At 62.7% G+C, this 18,518-nt stretch carries 20 protein-coding genes; 10 read left to right on the top strand and 10 right to left on the bottom strand.

What is annotated here, in order from left to right:
- The first annotated feature begins 28 nt into the window (after positions 1 to 28).
- The 8 genes from J7392_RS15420 (at position 29) to J7392_RS15385 (ending at position 7,566) form a co-directional block, all read left to right on the top strand.
- Entirely contained in the window at positions 29 to 382 is a 354-nt protein-coding gene (locus J7392_RS15420) for a CrcB family protein (RefSeq protein ID WP_209218376.1), read from the top strand.
- Complete coding sequence (locus J7392_RS15415) at positions 379 to 1,425, top strand: RluA family pseudouridine synthase (RefSeq protein WP_209218375.1); 1,047 nt, start codon at positions 379 to 381, stop codon at positions 1,423 to 1,425. The genes J7392_RS15420 and J7392_RS15415 overlap by 4 nt, the downstream gene beginning before the upstream one ends.
- Complete coding sequence (locus J7392_RS15410; RefSeq protein ID WP_209218374.1) at positions 1,422 to 2,105, top strand: HAD-IA family hydrolase; 684 nt, start codon at positions 1,422 to 1,424, stop codon at positions 2,103 to 2,105. Before J7392_RS15415 ends, J7392_RS15410 begins: the two co-directional genes overlap by 4 nt.
- Entirely contained in the window at positions 2,102 to 2,815 is a 714-nt protein-coding gene (locus tag J7392_RS15405) for an ATP12 family protein (RefSeq protein WP_209218373.1), read from the top strand. Before J7392_RS15410 ends, J7392_RS15405 begins: the two co-directional genes overlap by 4 nt.
- A 193-nt stretch (positions 2,816 to 3,008) precedes the next feature.
- Positions 3,009 to 4,025, top strand: a complete 1,017-nt coding sequence (locus tag J7392_RS15400) for an amino acid ABC transporter substrate-binding protein (protein ID WP_209218372.1) — start codon at positions 3,009 to 3,011, stop codon at positions 4,023 to 4,025.
- Between the two features lie 242 nt (positions 4,026 to 4,267).
- Positions 4,268 to 5,482, top strand: coding sequence for an ABC transporter permease subunit (locus tag J7392_RS15395; protein WP_067263100.1), 1,215 nt, complete (start codon positions 4,268 to 4,270; stop codon positions 5,480 to 5,482).
- 3 nt (positions 5,483 to 5,485) lie between these two features.
- Entirely contained in the window at positions 5,486 to 6,784 is a 1,299-nt protein-coding gene (locus tag J7392_RS15390) for an amino acid ABC transporter permease (RefSeq protein WP_209218371.1), read from the top strand.
- A 14-nt stretch (positions 6,785 to 6,798) separates the two neighbouring features.
- Positions 6,799 to 7,566, top strand: a complete 768-nt coding sequence (locus J7392_RS15385; protein ID WP_209218370.1) for an amino acid ABC transporter ATP-binding protein — start codon at positions 6,799 to 6,801, stop codon at positions 7,564 to 7,566.
- A 62-nt stretch (positions 7,567 to 7,628) separates the two neighbouring features.
- On the opposite strand, the gene J7392_RS15380 is transcribed toward J7392_RS15385, so the two are convergent.
- The 10 genes from J7392_RS15380 to rpmH form a co-directional block, all read right to left on the bottom strand.
- On the bottom strand, positions 7,629 to 8,123 hold the full coding sequence (locus tag J7392_RS15380) for a histidine phosphatase family protein (RefSeq protein WP_209218369.1): 495 nt from the start codon (positions 8,121 to 8,123) through the stop codon (positions 7,629 to 7,631).
- A gap of 66 nt (positions 8,124 to 8,189) precedes the next feature.
- A complete protein-coding gene (gene argB, locus J7392_RS15375) occupies positions 8,190 to 9,053 on the bottom strand; it encodes an acetylglutamate kinase (RefSeq protein ID WP_209218368.1) in 864 nt (287 codons plus the stop codon).
- Positions 9,054 to 9,090: 37 nt separating this feature from the next.
- The gene (yihA, locus tag J7392_RS15370) at positions 9,091 to 9,741 is read right to left on the bottom strand and encodes a ribosome biogenesis GTP-binding protein YihA/YsxC (RefSeq protein WP_067263087.1); all 651 of its coding nucleotides are present in this window, start codon (positions 9,739 to 9,741) and stop codon (positions 9,091 to 9,093) included.
- Positions 9,741 to 10,478 carry an MOSC domain-containing protein gene (locus tag J7392_RS15365; RefSeq protein WP_209218401.1) on the bottom strand — a complete coding sequence of 246 codons (738 nt, stop codon included), beginning with the start codon at positions 10,476 to 10,478 and terminating at the stop codon, positions 9,741 to 9,743. The genes yihA and J7392_RS15365 overlap by 1 nt, the downstream gene beginning before the upstream one ends.
- Positions 10,478 to 12,358, bottom strand: a complete 1,881-nt coding sequence (yidC, locus tag J7392_RS15360) for a membrane protein insertase YidC (protein WP_209218367.1) — start codon at positions 12,356 to 12,358, stop codon at positions 10,478 to 10,480. The genes J7392_RS15365 and yidC overlap by 1 nt, the downstream gene beginning before the upstream one ends.
- A 301-nt stretch (positions 12,359 to 12,659) precedes the next feature.
- Positions 12,660 to 14,201 carry a bifunctional diguanylate cyclase/phosphodiesterase gene (locus J7392_RS15355; RefSeq protein WP_209218366.1) on the bottom strand — a complete coding sequence of 514 codons (1,542 nt, stop codon included), beginning with the start codon at positions 14,199 to 14,201 and terminating at the stop codon, positions 12,660 to 12,662.
- A 107-nt stretch (positions 14,202 to 14,308) separates the two neighbouring features.
- Positions 14,309 to 15,178: a tRNA 2-thiocytidine(32) synthetase TtcA gene (ttcA, locus tag J7392_RS15350; protein ID WP_067267458.1), complete on the bottom strand. Its 870-nt coding sequence runs from the start codon at positions 15,176 to 15,178 to the stop codon at positions 14,309 to 14,311.
- A 67-nt stretch (positions 15,179 to 15,245) separates the two neighbouring features.
- The gene (yidD, locus tag J7392_RS15345; protein ID WP_067267460.1) at positions 15,246 to 15,467 is read right to left on the bottom strand and encodes a membrane protein insertion efficiency factor YidD; all 222 of its coding nucleotides are present in this window, start codon (positions 15,465 to 15,467) and stop codon (positions 15,246 to 15,248) included.
- Positions 15,464 to 15,886 (bottom strand): ribonuclease P protein component, encoded by a 423-nt coding sequence (gene rnpA / locus J7392_RS15340; protein WP_209218365.1) that lies wholly within the window; start codon positions 15,884 to 15,886, stop codon positions 15,464 to 15,466. Before rnpA ends, yidD begins: the two co-directional genes overlap by 4 nt.
- Positions 15,887 to 15,912: 26 nt before the next feature.
- Positions 15,913 to 16,047, bottom strand: a complete 135-nt coding sequence (gene rpmH / locus J7392_RS15335) for a 50S ribosomal protein L34 (RefSeq protein WP_007118882.1) — start codon at positions 16,045 to 16,047, stop codon at positions 15,913 to 15,915.
- 316 nt (positions 16,048 to 16,363) lie between these two features.
- On the opposite strand from rpmH, the gene J7392_RS15330 reads away from it, so the two are divergent.
- Together J7392_RS15330 and J7392_RS15325 are read left to right on the top strand one after the other, a co-directional pair.
- Positions 16,364 to 17,098 (top strand): VTT domain-containing protein, encoded by a 735-nt coding sequence (locus J7392_RS15330; RefSeq protein ID WP_209218364.1) that lies wholly within the window; start codon positions 16,364 to 16,366, stop codon positions 17,096 to 17,098.
- Positions 17,095 to 18,516, top strand: a complete 1,422-nt coding sequence (locus J7392_RS15325) for an FAD-dependent oxidoreductase (protein WP_209218363.1) — start codon at positions 17,095 to 17,097, stop codon at positions 18,514 to 18,516. Before J7392_RS15330 ends, J7392_RS15325 begins: the two co-directional genes overlap by 4 nt.
- Positions 18,517 to 18,518 lie beyond the last annotated feature (2 nt).

Here is an 18,518-nt window from a genome sequence, read left to right as displayed (position 1 = left end):
CGGGCCGCGCAGGCGCGATGGGGTGTCGATGATGAAAACACTGATCATGGTGGCGCTCGGCGGCGCTCTGGGGGCCTGTCTGCGCTACCTTGTCGGTCTGGCCGTGGGCTTCCCGCTGGGCACGCTTGCGGTGAATGTCGCGGGTTCGCTCGCCATCGGGCTGGTCTGGGTCACGTTCGCCGACAAGGCGCTGCTGCTGCCCTTCCTGATGACCGGGCTTCTGGGCGGCTTCACCACCTTCTCGGCGTTTTCACTCGACACGTTGCGCCTGCTCGAGGCAGGCCGCGCCGCTGTCGCATTTTCATATGTGGGGGCCTCGGTGATCTTGTCGCTGGCCGCCTGTTTGCTGGGCCTCTGGTTGGCCCGAGAGGTATTGGCATGAGCCGCGTACAGACAGTGACCGTCGCCGAGGGTGATGGCGACCAGCGGCTCGACCGCTGGTTCAAGCGGATGTTTCCGCAGATCAATCAGGGCCTCATCGAGAAGATGTGCCGCAAGGGGGAGATCCGTGTCGATGGAGGCCGGGTCAAGGCCAACACGCGGCTCGAGGCGGGCCAGCAGGTGCGCGTGCCGCCGCTGCCCGATGCCGCGCCGCCCCCGCCGCCCAAGCGGACACGCATCACCGAGGCGGATGCTAAGATGATCCGCAACTGCGTGATCTACCGCGACGACCATGTCATCGCGCTGAACAAGCCCGCCGGACTGGCGGTGCAGGGCGGCTCCGGTCAGGCCGACCGCCATGTCGACGCGCTGTCAGAGGCGCTCATTTTCGACGCCGAGGAAAAGCCGCGGCTGGTGCACCGGCTCGACCGCGATACCTCGGGCGTGCTGCTCTTGGCGCGCACCCGCGCGGCGGCCAAGGCGCTGACGGCGGCGATGCGGCACCGCGAGACGCGCAAGATCTACTGGGCCATCGTGGCGGGCGTGCCGACGCCTTACCTGGGCGAGATCAAATACGGGCTGGTCAAGGCGGGCGGCCATGGTCGCAAGGGCGAGGGCGAGAAGATGATCGCCGTGCACCCGCGCGACATGGACGACACGCCGGGCGCGAAACGCGCGCATACGCTTTATGCCACGCTCTTCCGCGTCGGCTCGCGCGCGTCTTGGGTGGCGATGGAGCCGGTCACGGGCCGCACCCACCAGCTGCGGGCGCATATGGCCGAGATCGGGCATCCGATCGTCGGTGACGGCAAATACGGCGGCTCGGGGCAGGAGAACCTCGGTGACGGCTGGGGCGCGCAACTGGGCGGGATCATCTCGAAGAAGCTGCATTTGCACGCGCGGATGATGCGTTTCGAACATCCGCATACGCGCAAGGTGGTGACGATCACCGCCGAACTGCCCGACCATATGGCGCATAGCTGGGACACCTTCGGCTGGACCGAAGAACTGGCCGAAGAAGACCCTTTCGAGTCGCTGCAATGAGCAAACCGCTCCGTTTGGTGATCTTTGACGTCGACGGCACGCTGGTCGACAGCCAAGGCGATATCGTCGCGGCGATGACGGCGGCCTTTGGGGCTGTGGAGGCGCCCGTGCCAACGCGGGCCGAGATCCTGTCGATCGTCGGCCTGTCGCTGGATGTGGCGATGACGGTGCTGGCCCCCACGCGCCCGGCGGGGGACCACCTTGCGATGGTTGAAGCCTATAAGGCTGCCTATATGACGCTGCGGGCCGAAGCGGGCGTGGCGCAATCTTCGCCGCTTTACCCCGGCGCGGTTGAGACGTTGCGGCGTCTTCACGCAGAGCCGGAGGTGCTGTTGGGCGTCGCCACGGGCAAGTCGAAACGCGGGCTGGATAAGCTGATCGCCGGTCACGGGCTGGAGGGGCTTTTCATCACGCAGCAGGTGGCGGATTTCCATCCCTCCAAGCCGCATCCGTCGATGATCCATCAGGCGATGGCCGATGCCGGGGTAGGGCCTGAGGCCACGGTGATGATCGGCGACACCTCTTTCGACATGGACATGGCCGCCGCTGCCGGGGTGACCGGGATCGGCGTCAAATGGGGCTATCACGGCCCGGAACGGTTGGCCGCCGCCGCGCATCTGGTTGAGGATTTCGCGGCGCTGCCCGCCCTGCTGGAACAAATCTGGAGCATTCCCGCATGAGTGACTGGAAAGCCAAACGCTTTTGGAAAGACGCCGCCGTGGTCGCGGTCGAAGATGGTTTCACCGTCGAGTTGGACGGCCGCCGGGTGAAAACCCCGGCCAAGCGCCCCCTGACCCTGCCGACCCGTGCCATGGCCGAGGCCGTGGCCGCCGAATGGCAGGCGCAGGAGAAACAGATCGACCCGCGTACCATGCCGGTGACCAAGACCGCCAATGCCGCGATCGACAAGGTCGCGATGCAAAAGGCCGAGGTCGTCGAGATGCTCGCGGCCTATGGCGACAGCGATCTTCTGTGCTACCGCGCCGACAGCCCCGAAGGTCTGGTCGCCCGGCAAGCGTCTGAGTGGGATCCGATGCTGGACTGGGCGGCGCAAACTCTTGGCGTGCGGTTGGAGACGCGGGAGGGCATCATGCATGAGCCGCAAGCGCCCGAAGCCCTGGCCGAGTTGCACCGGCGGACGGCGGCGCTCGATCCCTTTGAACTGGCGGCGTTTCATGACCTTGTAAGCCTCACCGGCTCACTGATCCTTGGCTTTGCCGCGCTCGAGCAGGCCTTTGACCCCGAGGAGATTTGGGCCCTGTCGCGGCTGGATGAGACATGGCAGGCCGAGCAATGGGGCCGCGATGACGTGGCCGAGCAAGAGGCCGAAATCAAGCGGCAGGCGTTTTTACATGCATGTGCAATAATAGTGCTTTGCAAAGCTGCTTAACTTGATAAAAGCTTTGCGCCGCGATGTGAAAACCCGCCCTGATTTTGCCCATCGCGCCCTTGACCTTCAAACCTGAATCCGCCCACACTGCTTTTCATTGAGCAGGGGAAACCCTGCACAAGATCGCTTTCGGCGTCATCTGGCGTCGGATTAACCGCCAGTGAACGTGGCGGACTATCAGGAAGAGGTAAAAATGAAAAAAACCGTAATTTTTGGCGCGCTGACCGTTGCTGGCCTTGCGGCCGGTGCTGCTGGTGCCGCCACGCTTGATGACGTCAAAGCCCGTGGCAAGCTGAACTGTGGCGTGACCACCGGCCTTGCTGGCTTTGCCGCGCCGAACGCCAACGGCGAATGGGAAGGTTTCGACGTGGCCGTGTGCCGTGCCGTTGCCGCCGCCGTTCTGGGCGACAAGAACGCCGTGGAATTCGTGCCGACAACCGGCAAGACCCGCTTCACCGCGCTGGCTTCGGGCGAGATCGACTTCCTCGCACGTAACACCACATGGACCTTCAGCCGCGACACCGACCTGAAATTCGATTTCATCGGCGTGAACTACTACGACGGTCAGGGCTTCATGGTACCGAAAGCGCTTGGCGTCTCATCGGCCAAGGATCTCGACGGCGCGACCGTCTGCATCCAGACCGGCACCACAACCGAGCTGAACCTCGCGGACTTCTTCCGCAAGAACAACATCAGCTACGAGCCGGTCCCCGTTGAAACCAACGCCGAAGGCCAGCAGCAGTACCTCGCCGGTGCCTGCGACACCTACACCACCGACGCCTCCGGCCTTGCCGCGACACGCGCGACCTTCGAAAACCCCGATGAGCACGTGCTGCTGCCCGAGATCATCTCGAAAGAGCCGCTGGGCCCGCTGGTCCGCCACGGCGACAACGACTGGGGCGACATCACCCGCTGGGTGCTGAACGCGCTGATCGCTGCCGAAGAACTGGGCATCACCTCGGCCAATATCGAAGAGATGACCGGCAACACCAACAACCCCGAAGTTGCCCGCCTCTTGGGCACCGAGGGCACATTGGGTGAGATGATCGGCCTCGACGCCGACTGGGCCAAGCGCGCCATCATGGCCGAAGGCAACTACGGTGAGATCTTTGCCAAGAACATCGGCGAAGAGACCCCGATCGGTCTGGCACGCGGGCTGAACGCCCAGTGGACAGACGGTGGCCTGCTCTACGCACCGCCCTTCCGCTAAATTGCGAAGCGAGGGGCGCAGGAATTCCTGCGCCCCTTGCGCCTCTGGCCGGTGGGGCTGCCTGCCTCTGGCCAACAAAAGCTCCCTACTGACAAGAAAAACGGTCAAAAAACGACTGACGAAACCCCAACGAGACAATAAAAACCCACGATCGAGATAAATCGATCTACGACCAAAAATGATTCGGCCAAGGTGCGCCAAATGCACCGATAAAAAACAAGCCGGAACACAGGGATACATACATGACGACATTCTCCGACCCTCCCAAGGCGTCGTTCCGGCCATCTATGCTGTTGAGCGACACCCGCTATCGGTCGATCACCTTTCAGGTGATCGCGCTGGCGCTGCTGGTCACGGCGATCTGGTATCTGGGATCGAACCTTGCCGCGAACCTGCGCGCCGCCGGTTTGAACATCTCTTTCCAGTTCCTCGGCAATCCGGCGGGCTATGACATCAACCAGACGCTGATCCCCTATACCAGCCAATCGTCGAACCTTCAGGCGGCTTGGGTCGGGATCATCAACACGCTGCTGGTGTCCTTCCTTGCCTGTGTCACGGCCACGATCTTTGGCGTCATCGCCGGGGTTCTGCGCCTGTCGAACAACTGGCTCGTGCGCAAGCTGATGGCCGGCTACGTCGAGATTTTCCGCAACATCCCGGTGCTGATCTGGATCCTGATCATCTACACCATCATGACCGCCGCCATGCCCGCGCCTTCGGCCTTCCGCGGTGACGATCCGGCCTCAACCATGATGCTGGGCTCTTTCGCCTTCACCAACCGGGGCGTCTATATTCCGGGGCCGGTCTGGGGGCCGGGCTCGATGATCGTGGTGGCGACCTTTGTCGCCTCGGTGATCGGCGTCTTTGCCTACCGCCGCTATGCGACGAAACTGCTTTATGACACGGGCCGCTTGCTGCCGATGCTTTGGCCCTCGGTCGCGATCCTGTTGCTGCCGACGATCATCATGTTCTTCATCATGGGCATGCCGATCGGGCTGGATTACCCCGCGCTGAAGGGCTTCAACTTCCGCGGCGGCATCCAGATCGGCGCGCCGCTGATCGCGCTGTGGTTCGCCCTGTCGATCTACACCGGTGCGTTCATTGCCGAGAACGTCCGCGCGGGCATCCAAGCCGTCAGCAAGGGCCAATCCGAAGCCGCTGCTGCCTTGGGGCTGCGGTCGGGCCGGATCATGAACCTTGTGGTGCTGCCGCAGGCGCTGCGCGTAATCATCCCGCCGCTGATCTCGAACTACCTCAACATCACCAAGAACTCCTCGCTGGCGATCCTTGTGGGCTATGCCGACATCACGGCCACGCTGGGCGGGATCACCCTGAACCAGACCGGGCGGGCGATTGAATGCGTCGTTCTTTTGATGCTCTTCTACCTCGTCATCTCGCTGGGCATCTCCATGGTGATGAACGTCTACAACAACGCAACGAAGCTGAAGGAGCGTTAAGCCATGTCAAACACACATGCTGAATCCATCGCCTTCGTGCGTGAAACCTCGCTGCCGCCTGCGGCCCCGCCGGATAAGGTCGGCGGCCCGCTGAAATGGGTGAAGGACAACCTTTTCCCGACATGGGCGAACGCGATCCTGACGATTGTGGCGCTCTATTTCCTCTATCTTCTGGTCTCCGGCTCTCTGCCATGGCTGTTGAACGGCGTCTGGTCCGCGAGCAGCCTGTCGGAATGTCGCGAGATTTTGGACGGCGCGACCGGGGCCTGTTTCTCGGTGCTAAGCGAGCGTTGGCATCAACTGCTCTTCGGCTTCAAATATCCCAGCGACCAATACTGGCGTCCCACCCTCGCGCTGGTGCTGCTGTTCCTTGCCGCGGCCCCCGTGCTTTTCATCGACCTGCCGCGCAAGCTGCTGCTTTTCACCGGCGTTTACCCGTTCCTTGCCTTCTGGCTGATCTGGGGCGGGCCGATCTGGGGGCCGATCTTCGCGCTCTTGGGCGTCGTGGCGGGCTATGTCGTCTATAGCCGTCTGGTGCAGAAGAGCTTTGCCATGGCGCTGGCGGGCGGCGTCGTCGCTGCGGTGATCGTCTGGTATATCGGCGGCTTTATTGGCGAGGCGCTGCGCCCCGCATCGCCCCTGCTGCAAGCGATCCCCAGCCGTGACCTTGGTGGCTTCATGCTCAACATGATGCTGGGCATCACCTGCGTGTCGCTGTCGCTGCCCATCGGCATCGCACTGGCTCTGGGGCGTCAGTCTCACCTGCCGATCGTCAAGGGCATCTGCGTGGTCTTCATCGAGTTCGTCCGCGGCGTGCCGCTGATCACGCTCTTGTTCGTGGCGAACGTGATGCTGGCCTATTTCTTCCCGCCGGGCTCGGGGGTGGACCTCTTCATCCGCGTGGTGATCATGATCACCATGTTCTCCTCGGCCTATATCGCCGAGGTGATCCGGGGTGGCCTCGCCGCGCTGCCGAAGGGCCAGTACGAGGCCGCCGACAGCCTTGGCCTCGACTACCCGCAGGCGATGCGGCTGATCATCCTGCCGCAGGCGTTGAAGATCTCGATCCCGGGCATCGTCAACATCGCAGTGGGCCTGTTCAAGGACACCACGCTGGTCTCGGTCATCTCGCTGTTTGACATCATCGGCATGATCCGGGGTCCGATCCTCGCCTCGACCGATTGGAACGGCGTTTACTGGGAGCTTTTCCTCTTTGCTTCCGTGCTGTTCTTCATCGTCTGCTACGGCATTTCTCAATACTCGCAGTGGCTGGAACGCCGTCTTGCGACTGACCATCGTTAAGGGAGGGTTCTCGCATGGCTGAGACCGCACAAATGAAAGTATCCGACGAAGTCGCGATCCGCATCGACAACATGAACAAGTGGTACGGGGCCTTCCACGTGCTGCGCGACATCAACCTGACCGTGCACCGGGGCGAGCGGATCGTGATCTGCGGGCCATCGGGCTCGGGCAAGTCGACGCTGATCCGCTGCATCAACGCGCTGGAAGAGCATCAGAAGGGCACCATCGAGGTCGACGGCACGCTGCTAAGCTCGGACCTCAAGAACATCGACAAGATTCGCTCCGAGGTTGGCATGTGCTTCCAGCACTTCAACCTCTTCCCGCATCTGACGATCCTTGAGAACTGCACACTGGCGCCGATCTGGGTCCGCAAGACGCCCAAAAAGGAAGCCGAGGAAACGGCGATGCACTTCCTCGAAAAGGTGAAGATCCCCGATCAGGCCAATAAGTATCCCGGCCAGCTTTCGGGCGGTCAGCAGCAGCGTGTGGCGATTGCCCGCTCGCTCTGCATGCGCCCGCGCATCATGCTGTTTGACGAGCCGACATCGGCGCTTGACCCTGAGATGATCAAGGAAGTGCTCGACACGATGATCGAGCTTGCCGAAGAAGGTATGACGATGCTCTGCGTGACCCACGAGATGGGCTTTGCACGTCAGGTGGCGAACCGCGTGATCTTCATGGACGAAGGCCAGATTGTTGAGCAGAACGAGCCTGAGGCTTTCTTCAACAACCCGCAAAGCCCGCGCACGCAGCTGTTCCTGAGCCAGATCCTCGGGCACTGAGCCGGGCAAATCGGACGAGGGTAAAACATGCGCCCCGGCCATTCGGTCGGGGCGTTTGCGTTTCAAACCAGCTGTTTGGGGACGGTGAAGGCGTGCAGCAGGCCGCTGCTGGGGGCCACCTCGGCCCAGCCTTCAACCGCGAAATCCATCACCGTCGTCGCGCCCGAGGGGTAGCGATCAAAGGCTTCCTGTTCGGGCGGCTGCTGCAACAGACCTGCGGCGGCAGCGGCGATGCCGGGGTTATGCGCCACCAGCAGCAAGGTGTTGCCCGTGCCGCGCTGGCGCAGGCTGGTGATGATCTGATCAGGCTCGGCGAGGTAAAGTTCGCGAAGGTGCTCCACCTGACAGCCCTCAGACAGCGCCAAGCGGGCGCAGGTTTCGCGGGTGCGGGCCGCCGTTGAGCAGAGCACCGCATCAGGCAGCAGCGCCTCTGCGCGCAGCCAATTGCCAAGGGCTTGGGCCGCCCCGCGCCCGCGGGCGTTCAGGGGACGGTCGTGGTCGCTGGTCCCATGGGACCAGTCCGATTTCGCGTGTCGCATCAGGATCAGGCGGCGCATGTCGTTCCTTTCGCTGCTCGACCCATCATAGGCGTGAAGCAGGGGCAGGGGGCAAGCGCTTTGGGCCTAGCCCTTGCGAATGATGCTGCCCGCGCCGTGTTCGGTGAAAAGCTCCAACAGGCAGGCATTGGGCGCGCGCCCGTCGAGGATGACCGCCGCCCGCACACCGCCTTCGAGCGCGTCCAGCGCGGTTTGCACCTTGGGAATCATCCCGCCCGCAATGGTGCCATCGGCGATCATCTCGTTGATCTGGCTCGCCGTCAGGTCGGTCACAACCTCGCCATTGCCGTCCTTGACGCCCGCCACATCCGTCAGCAGCAGCAAGCGGTCGGCCTCCAATGCGCCCGCGATGGCGCCAGCGGCGGTGTCGCCGTTGATGTTATAGGTCTCCCCCCCGTGGCCCATGCCGAGCGGCGCGATGACGGGAATGATGCCCTTGTCGGCAAAGTCCCGCAGGATGCGCGGGTTGACCTGTGTCGGATTGCCCACGAGGCCCAGAGCGGGGTCTTCGGGGTCGCAAACGATCAGGCCGCTGTCTTTGCCCGAGACACCGACCGCGCGGCCACCTTGTTCTGAGATCGCCTGCACGATCCGCGCGTTGACGAGGCCCGAGAGCACCATCTCGACCACTTCCATGGTCGCGGCATCGGTCACCCGTTTGCCGTTCACGAATTCGGATTTGATGTTCAACCGCGCCAGCATGTCGTTAATCATCGGGCCGCCGCCATGGACGATCACCGGGTTCACCCCCACCTGCCGCATCAGCGCGACATCGCGGGCGAATTCGTCCATCGCTTCGTCGCTGCCCATCGCATGGCCGCCCAGTTTGATGACCACGGTGGCATCGGCGTAGCGTTGCAAAAAGGGCAGAGCCTGGCTGAGGGTTTGGGCGGTGGCGATCCAGTCGCGGTTCATGTCTTGCGTTCTCATCTGTTGACCCATGGGAAGCCGATAGCGGCGGGAGGTGCTATACCAGCGTGGCGATGATGGCACGCAGCGTAGGGATGCCCCAGCCCTTTTCCGAAGATGTCACGACAATCTCCGGGTAGGCGGCGGGGTGTTTGCTCAGCGCGTCTTTCACCTGCGACAGGATCTTCGCGCGCTCGGCTTCTTTGACCTTATCCGCCTTGGTCAGCACGACCTGAAAGGTGACGGCGGAACTGTCGAGCAGGGACATGATCTCATCATCGACCTTCTTCACCCCATGGCGCGCGTCGATCAGCACGAAAGCGCGGCGCAGGGTCTGGCGGCCCGAAAGGTATTGTTTCAGCAGGCGCTGCCATTTCTCGACCACCGGCAGCGGCGCGTTGGCATAGCCATAGCCCGGCAGGTCAACGAGGTAGTGCTCTTCCCCGGCGGTGAAGAAGTTAATCTCCTGCGTGCGGCCCGGCGTGTTCGACGCCCGCGCCAGCGCTTTCATCCCGGTCAGGGCGTTGATCAGCGTCGATTTCCCGACGTTGGAGCGCCCGGCAAAGCAGACCTCCATCCGGTCTGGGGGCGGCAGCCCGTCCATCGCCACCACGCCTTTGACGAATGTCGTCTCCCCGGCGAAAAGCATCCGGCCCTTCTCGGCGCTCGGGGCGTCGGGCTCTTCGGCGATGGTGTAGTTCACTTGCATCAGATCAGCTCCAGTTCGTCGCCCACGGCGATCTCTCCGCCGGTGGTGACGGTCAGGGTAACACCGAAATCACGGTGACCCAATTGGTCGAGTGCGGCGAGCGTATCCACATCGCGCGCGCCGGTGTCGGTGTTTACGGTGGTGGCGAGGCAGCGGGTGATGCGTTTGGAGACATGCAGCCGTGCTTCGCCGATTTTCAAGTCGCGCCCCAGCCAGTCGAACTCGGCCCAAGGGGCGGCGCCATCAAACCAGATGTTGCCGCGCCAGCGGGCGGTTTGCAGCGGGGCAGCTGCCAGTTCTTCGACGGCGCGATGGGAGGTGAGGCTGTTGAGCGACAGCGTTGACTCCGCGCTGTCGGTATAGCCGCGGCCATCAAGGCGGAGGATGTCCACCGGGGCAGCGCGGCCTTCGGCCACCAGCGGGCGCACCCAGTCGAGGAAGGCAGCCTGTTCGCGATCCGGGTGGAAGGTGATTTCGCCGCGCGTCGGGTGGCGCAGAGTGAGCATCTCAGTGGTCTCATCCAGCTTGGCCGTGATCGCCTGCAACTGCGGCGAAGAGGCCCCCCGGGTGAAATTCAAACACCGCGCCCAGTCTCCCGGCGCGGCTTTGGAGGCGTTATGGGCCACGGCCCAGAGCCGGTCATAGGGCATGGATTGCCCGGCGCGCAGGGTCACACGCTCAACCGTCTCGCGGCCATGGGCCTTGAGCGGATGCCGATTGAGCGCGGTGACCTGCATCACTTTTTCGACTTGCCCGATTTGGGCTTGGCATCCGCATTGGCGGCAGCGTTTTTGGGCGTGCGTTTGAAGCCGCCTTTGATGTTGCCCCAAAGGTCAGGTTTGTACCCCTGGCTGCGCATGATCAAATATTGCTGGGTGAAGGTGATCGTGTTGTTGGCGATCCAGTACACCACCAAGCCGCTCGCGAAACCGCCCAGCATGAACATGAAGACCCAAGGCATCCATGCAAAGATCATCTGCTGTGTCGGGTCGGTGGGCGCCGGGTTCAGCTTTTGCTGCAGGAACATGGAGATACCCAAGAGCAGCGGCAGGATGCCGATGAAGATCAGCGCCAGCATCGAACCCGGCTCGGGCGCGGCATAGGGCAAGAGGCCCCAGAGGTTCATGATCGAGGTCGGATCGGGCGCGCTGAGGTCTTGGAACGGGCCAAAGAAGGGCGCGTGGCGCAGTTCGATCGTGACGAAAATCACCTTGTAGAGCGAGAAGAAGATCGGGATTTGCAGCAGGATCGGCAGGCAGCCCGCAGCAGGGTTCACCTTGTTCTTCTTATAGAGCTCCATCATGCCCTGTTGCATCTTCTGACGGTCGTCGCCCGCTTCTTTCTTCAGCTTTTCCATCTCGGGCTGAAGCTCTTTCATCCGCGCCATGGAGACATAGGATTTGTACGCCAGCGGGAAGAGAACCGCCTTGATCAGCAGCGTCAGGCCGATGATCGCGACACCCATGTTGCCGATAAGTTTGTTCAGCTCATGCAGCAGCCAGAAGATCGGCTTGGTCAGGAAGAAGAACCAGCCCCAGTCGATGCTGTCGATGAATTTGGCAACACCGGAGGATTGGTAATCCTGAAGGGTTTCCCATTCCTTGGCACCGGCGAAAAACTTGCTGGAGGTGCTTACGCTTTCGCCTGCCGCGACCGAGCGGGTCGGCTGGCGGGTGAAGGCGCGGTAGGTGTCCGCGCGCGGATCATAGGTGAGCGCCTGTTCAAAGGTTTCGCCCGCGTCGGGGATCAGCACCGCCTGCCAATAGTGATCGGTAAAGCCGACCCAGCCCTCGGTGACGCCTTCGGTGACCACGGCGGGGCGGCCCCAGGTGCTGTTCACATCGGCTTCGGCGATATCGTCCCAATCGACTTCGGAAAGTTCACCATTGGCCATGGCCACGGCGCCCTCATGCAGGATGAAGAAGCTTTTCAGGTCTTCGGGCAGCCCGTGCTGCGCGATCATGCCGAAGGGGGCAAGGTTCACCGCGCCTTCGCCGTTGTTGGTCACGCTCTGGGTGATGTCGAACATATACTGGTCATCGACCGAGATGGTGCGGGTAAAGACCTGCCCGGCGCCATTGTCCCAAGTGAGGGTCACGGGGCTGTCGACGCCTAGCGTTTCGCCCTCGCTCAGGGTCCAAAGCGTGTCGACACCCGGCACGGCATCGGGGGCGAGGCCCGAACCGGCGGCCCAACCGTGCAGCGCATAGTAAGCATCGCTCGACCCTTCGGGGGAGAGCAGGGTCACGATTTCGGCATCCGCGTCGAGCGTGGTTTGGTAATCGTTCAGTTTCAGATCGTCGATCCGACCGCCCATGAGCGAGATGGAGCCGCTGACCTTGTCGGTCGCGATTGCCACGCGGGGCGCTGCTGCCAGTGCCGCGCGGCGGCCTTCGGGGGCGGCGCCTTCGCCCTCTTCCGTGCCGGGCGCGGCCGCGGTATCGGCGGTATCGGCGGTGGAGGCGGGAACCGATGTGCCCTCGACAGTTTGGCTGATCTCGGTACCGGCTTCCAATGCCGGGTCGGCTTCGGGGGGCGGGAACAGGAGGAACCACACGAGGATGACGGCAAAGCTGAGCGCCGTGGCAAGGATGAGATTCTTGTTCTGTTCGTCCATGGGGACCGCCACCTGATGTCTTTGAATATCACGGGGGTTCAACAGAGTGCGGGGCCAAAGGTCAAGTGGAATCGGGCGGGATGAAGGGGGATGCAGGGTGGTTTTGGTCCATCTGGCATGGGTTTTGCGGAGTTTCGCCGGGGCGGTTGCGGGGGAGCGGTGGCCCCGGCATTGAACGGGGCAGGGGGCGGTGGGCGTGGCCGTACTTCGGGGTGCAGGGTGTTCTCCTCTGCCTCAGACCCTTCGGCCGTCGCGACCTCCGTCGCTTAATGCCCCGGCCCCGTGCTAAGCACAAAGCCCGCTAGGTGGCACGCCCATTCATGATGCGCGGCACGTCTTGCAGTTTCGCGTTGTGGCGGGCGATCCAATCGAGTGTTTGCTCAAACGGCATGGGGCGGGCGATGCCGAATCCCTGCACATGGTCGCAGCCGAGTTGGGCGAGCAAGACATGCTCCCCCACCGTTTCCACCCCTTCGGCGAGGGTCTCAATGCCCAGTCGTTCGGCCATGGTGAGAATGGCGCTGATCATGCGCTGTTGATCGGGGTCGCGGTCGGCTTTCATGACGAAAGAGCGGTCGATCTTGATCCGGCTGACGGAAAAGCGGCGGATGGATGCGATGGAGGCATGGCCCGTGCCGAAGTCGTCAAGATCAATGCGGCAACCGAGCTTACGCAGGGCGTTGATATTGCGGGTGATCACATCGTCGGCAGATGAGGCGACGACGGTTTCCAGCACTTCGATGGCGAGCCGGTCGGGGGACAGGTCGAACCGGTCCAACTCCCAAGTGATTTTGTCGATGAGCCGGGGGTTGGCAAGTTCACCCCCGGCGAAGTTCACCCCGATCTGCGGCACCACGGTGCCGGACCCATCCCAGGCTTTGAGGGCCGCGAAAGAGTGGTACATCATGACTTCGGCCAAACGCTCCAACAGGCCGGCCTCTTCGACGGCGGGCAGGAAATCCGATGGGGGGATCATGCCCTGTACCGGATGGTTCCAGCGCGCCAAGGCTTCAAAGCCGGTGATCTGGCCTGTGTCGGTTGAGATTTGCGGCTGGAACCATGGTTGTATTTGGCCGCTGTCTAAGGCCTGCGCGACCTCTTCGCGCAGTTCGGCGCGGCTTTCGGTTTCCCGGCGCATCTGGTCGGAAAAGGCGCGAATGGATGAGGGGCCGCGCCGCTGCGCGCTGCGCAGGGCGGTGGCAGCGGCGGCAAGCCATGCGGCGCCATCGCTGCCCGGGGTGCGGGTGTTAAGGCAAAAGCCGACGGAGGCCGTGAGGTGGATCGTAACCCCATCGACGAAAAACGGTTCTTCCAAAGCGGATTGTAGCCGCCCGGCCAGTTGAATGCAGAGTTCAAGGTCAAGCTGCCGTACCGGGGCCGTACAGACGGCGAACCGCGCCTCTCCCATTTTGCCGATGAGATCATCGTAGCGCAGGCCGCCCTGCAATCGTTCTCCGCTTTGCCGCAGGACCGTGTCGGCGGCGGTCTGACCGTGGCGTTCGGTGATTTGGTCAAGCCCTTCGAGCGCAATGAAACATGTGGCCGACAAACGCCCCCGAGATTGGGCGGTTTGAAAAATTTGTTCGGCCAACTCCTCAAAAGCGCTGCGCTGTAGGATGCAGCCGAGCGCGTCTTGGGGTGCCTGAGAATTCCCGCCAAAGCGCTGCCCCGCAAGGAAAAGAAGCGGCAGCGCAGCGGAGGCGGCGATCAGAGCCATTTCGCCGCCGATCCAAAAGGCCAGCAACGTCAGCGCGGGGAGGAAGGCCAAAGCAGCCTGACCGCTGAGCAAAGCGGCGAACGACTGGCGCAGTTGCGTGAGCCCGGAAAGCCGGTAAATTGCCATCGCGATATCCCTTCCCAATACGCGCAATGCCTGCGCTGACGGGGGAGGGATATCGCCTTTAGGGTGTGCTGTGGGTTAACAGAGCCCGCTTTTTTGCGGATTATTATCTAAAATTGTTCTTGCTCCGTACCCTCAACGTTCCGCATGAGCCCGGCGAAGTCGAAAAGCTTGGGATCCAGCAGATGCGAGGGGCGGGCGTTCATCAGCGCGCGGAACATGACTTGCCGACGACCGGGGCTGTTGGCCTCCCACCCGTCGAGAATCGCCTTCACCTGTTGGCGCTGAAGCCCGTCCTGCGAGCCGCAGAGATCGCAGGGAATGATCGGGTAGTTCATCGCCGTGGCAAAACGCTCGCAATCGCTTTCTGCGACATGGGCGAGGGGGCGGTAGACGAAAAGATCGCCTTCTTCGTTTACCAATTTGGGCGGCATGGTCGCCAATCGTCCGCCGTGGAAGAGGTTCATGAAAAAGGTTTCGAGGATGTCATCCCGGTGGTGCCCCAGCACCACGGCAGAGCAGCCCTCCTCCCGCGCGATCCGGTAGAGATTGCCCCGGCGCAGGCGGGAGCAGAGCGCGCAGAAGGTGCGCCCGGCGGGGACCTTATCCATCACGATTGAATAGGTGTCTTGATATTCGATGCGATGCGGCACGCCCATCTTTTCAAGGAATTCCGGCAGCACGGTCGCCGGGAAATTTGGCTGCCCCTGATCGAGATTGCAGGCCAAAAGCTCCACCGGCAGCAGGCCGCGCCATTGCAGCTCGTGCAGAACCGCCAGCAGGGTATAGCTGTCTTTGCCGCCTGACAGGCAGACCAGCCATTTCGGCTTGGGCGCGCCTTGGGCGGTCGGCTCAACCATGCCGTATTGATCGATCGCCTCGCGGGTCATGCGGACGATGCGTTTGCGCAGTTTCTTGAACTCGGTGCTTTGCGGTGCGCCGGCAAAGAGGGGGTGAATCTCGTCGGTTTCGTCCAGCATCGTCGGGTCTCTCACTATCAGCTTGGCTTCACCTAGGGCATTTTGCCCCTTTGCCGCAAGCGCGGCGCTAATCGGGAACGTTGTCGATCCCGCTTTGCCCCCAAGGGTGGCAGCGCGCGATCCGGCGGGCGGCCAGCCATCCGCCCCGCAGCCCGCCGTGTTTTTGCAAGGCTTCAAGCGCATAGGCGCTGCAGGTGGGCTGATAGCGGCAATTATGCCCGACCCATGGGCTGAAGATCAGCCGATAGCCGCGCACGGGCAGGGCAAGAAGCGCGGCCAGGGGAGTCATTTTCGGACCCCGTGCAGAATATCCAGCGCGCGGGCCAGATCGGCGAGCAATTGATCAAAGGGCAGGGTGGCTGTCGCCTCGCGCCGCCCGACAAAGACATAGTCCATGCCCGCGCGCCCCGCCTGCGGCAGGGTGAGCCGCGCGATCTCGCGCAGGCGGCGCTTGGCGCGGTTGCGGGCCACGGCATTGCCGACCTTCTTGGAGCAGGTGAAACCCACGCGAATGGGCGCCGCGCTGGGCTCCTCCTCCCGGCGGGGTCGCATTTGTAGAATGAAGCCGGGGGTGGCCACGCGTTTGGCGCGGCTGGCACGTTGGAAATCCGCCCGTTTGGTCAGGGTTTCCAGACGCAGAGAAACCGCCGGGGCAGGGTTCCCCTTCGTGGCGCAAGTGCCATTCAAGGGTGCCTCCGGCGGTGTCATATTCTGGTTCCGAAGATCGAAGGCGCTTACGCGCTCAGCGATTTCCGGCCCTGTGCGCGGCGCGCATTGATGATCTTACGGCCGGCTTTGGTGGCCATGCGCGCGCGGAAACCATGGCGCCGCTTGCGCACGAGGTTCGAGGGTTGAAAGGTGCGTTTCATCGCTCCGTCTCCATCTAAAGCTGGCTGGGCACGGAATCACTTGAAGGTTCCACCGCGGCCAGCGTCAATTCAAGCCCGTCCTCTAATGCGGCGGGGCGCGCAAGTCAAACCCCCTGACAGGGAAAAACCGCGCTTTGCAACAAAATGCCGGTTTGCGGGGCCGGAATTGTTTCAGTTCACCCCGTAACTTTGCAAAATCGCCCTTTCCCGCACAAGTCCCATCAAGCGCGCGTGAGGAGCCTGTTCCCGCGCCCCGCTTCACGCCATCATTGAGGAAAGCGAAATTGGTCTGATGTAGGCCCAAGGAAGTGTAAAAATGAGCCGCAATGACCAAAGTAAACCCGCGCTGATGCGCTATCTGCCCCTTGCACTGATCGCCGTCATCGCAGCCATCGGGGCCTTTACCCTGCGCGATTACCTGAGTTTCGACGCGCTGCGCGACAATCGCGAGGCGCTGATCGCCTTTCGCGACAGCAACTACCTGCTGACCGCGCTGGTCTTTGTCGCCGCCTATGTGGTGATCGTGGCTTTCTCCCTGCCGGGGGCCACGGTGGCCACTTTGACGGGCGGCTTCCTCTTCGGGCTGTTTCCGGGCGTGCTTTATAATGTCAGTGCTGCGACCTTGGGCGCGGTGGTGATCTTTCTGGCCGCGCAATGGGGCCTTGGCGCACGGTTGAAAGAGCGGATGGACGCTTCTGAGGGCATGGTGCGCAAGATCAAGGCGGGGATCGACGACAACCAGTGGTCGATGCTCTTCTTTATCCGGCTGGTGCCGGTGGTGCCCTTCTTTGTCGCGAATCTGCTGCCGGCCTTTCTCGGTGTGCCGCTGTTTCGCTTCGTGATCTCGACGTTTTTCGGAATCATGCCGGGGGCCTTGGTCTTTACCTCGGTTGGCGCAGGGCTAGGTGCGGTTTTCGCCCGGGGTGAGTCGCCCGACCTTGGGATTATTTTCGAGCCGCATATTCTATTGCCCATTCTGGGGCTCTGCGTGCTGTCGCTGCTGCCCGTGGCGATCAAGACATTTACCGGTAAGAAGGATCTGCTGAAATGACCAACCGTATCAAGACCGACGTTCTGATCATCGGCGCAGGCTCAGGCGGGTTGTCGGTGGCAGCGGGGGCCGTGCAGATGGGCGCGGATGTGACCCTGCTGGAAGGGCACAAGATGGGCGGCGATTGCCTGAACTATGGCTGCGTGCCCTCCAAGGCGCTGATCAAGACCGGCAAGACCGCCTATACCCAGCAACACAGCGCGCAATACGGGGTGGAGGCCGCCGCCGGGGCCGTGGATTACGCCGCTGCCAAGGATCACGTGGCCGATGTCATCTCGCAAATCGCGCCGGTCGATTCGGTTGAACGGTTCGAGGGCTTGGGCGTGCGGGTGATCCGCGAATACGGACGTTTCATTTCCGATAAAGAGGTGCAGGCGGGCGATGCCATCATTACCGCGCGGCGCATCGTCGTGGCCACCGGCTCCTCTCCGCTGGTGCCGCCGATTCCGGGGCTGGCGGATGTGCCCTATGAGACGAATGAGACCCTCTTTGATCTGCGCGAAAAGCCCGAGCATCTGATCATCATCGGGGGCGGCCCCATCGGCATTGAGATGGCGCAGGCCCATGTGCGGATGGGCTGCAAAGTCACCGTGATCGAAGGCAGCCGCGCGCTTGGCAAGGATGACCCCGAGTTGTCCGAGGTGGTGTTGCAGACCATGCGGGACGAGGGGGTGGTTTTCGAGGAAGGCAGCGATGCGGCCAAGGTCAGCGGTGCGGCGGGGGCGATCACGGTCGAGACCAAGGATGGCCGCGTGATCAAGGGCTCGCATCTGCTGATGGCCGTGGGGCGCAAGAGCAACATCGACCGGCTCGATCTGGATAAGGCCGGGGTGGAGACCACCAAGGCAGGCATCAAGGTCGACGACAGCCTGCGCAGCAGCAACCGCCGGGTCTATGCCATTGGCGATGTGGCGGGCGGGCTGCAATTTACCCATGTGGCAGGCTATCACGCCGGGGTGGTGATCCGCTCGATCCTCTTTGGCCTGCCGAGCAAGACGAAGCTGCACCATATCCCATGGGTCACCTATGCCGCGCCGGAACTGGCGCAGGTGGGGCTGACCGAAGCGCAGGCGCGCGAAGAGCATGGCGACAAGCTGGAGGTCGTGCGGTTCCACTATAACCACAACGACCGCGCGATTGCCGAGCGTCAGACCAAAGGGTTCATCAAGGTGATGGTGGTCAAGGGCCGCCCGGTGGGGGCCAGCATCGTCGGCCATCAGGCGGGCGAATTGATCACCCTGTGGTCGCTTGCGCTGGTCAATAAGATGAAGATGAGCCAGATTGCCGCCATGGTTGCCCCTTACCCCACGATCTCGGAGATTAACAAACGTGCGGCGGGGGCCTATTTCAGCCCGCGCCTGTTCGATAGCGCTCTGGTCAAAACGGTGGTGCGCGCCGTGCAGCGCTTTTTGCCCTGAGA

It is taken from the genome of Sulfitobacter sp. R18_1 (genome assembly GCF_017743915.1).
In the GTDB taxonomy this organism is placed as follows: Bacteria; Pseudomonadota; Alphaproteobacteria; order Rhodobacterales; family Rhodobacteraceae; genus Sulfitobacter; species Sulfitobacter faviae.
This window is presented reverse-complemented; position numbering and strand designations above follow the sequence as displayed.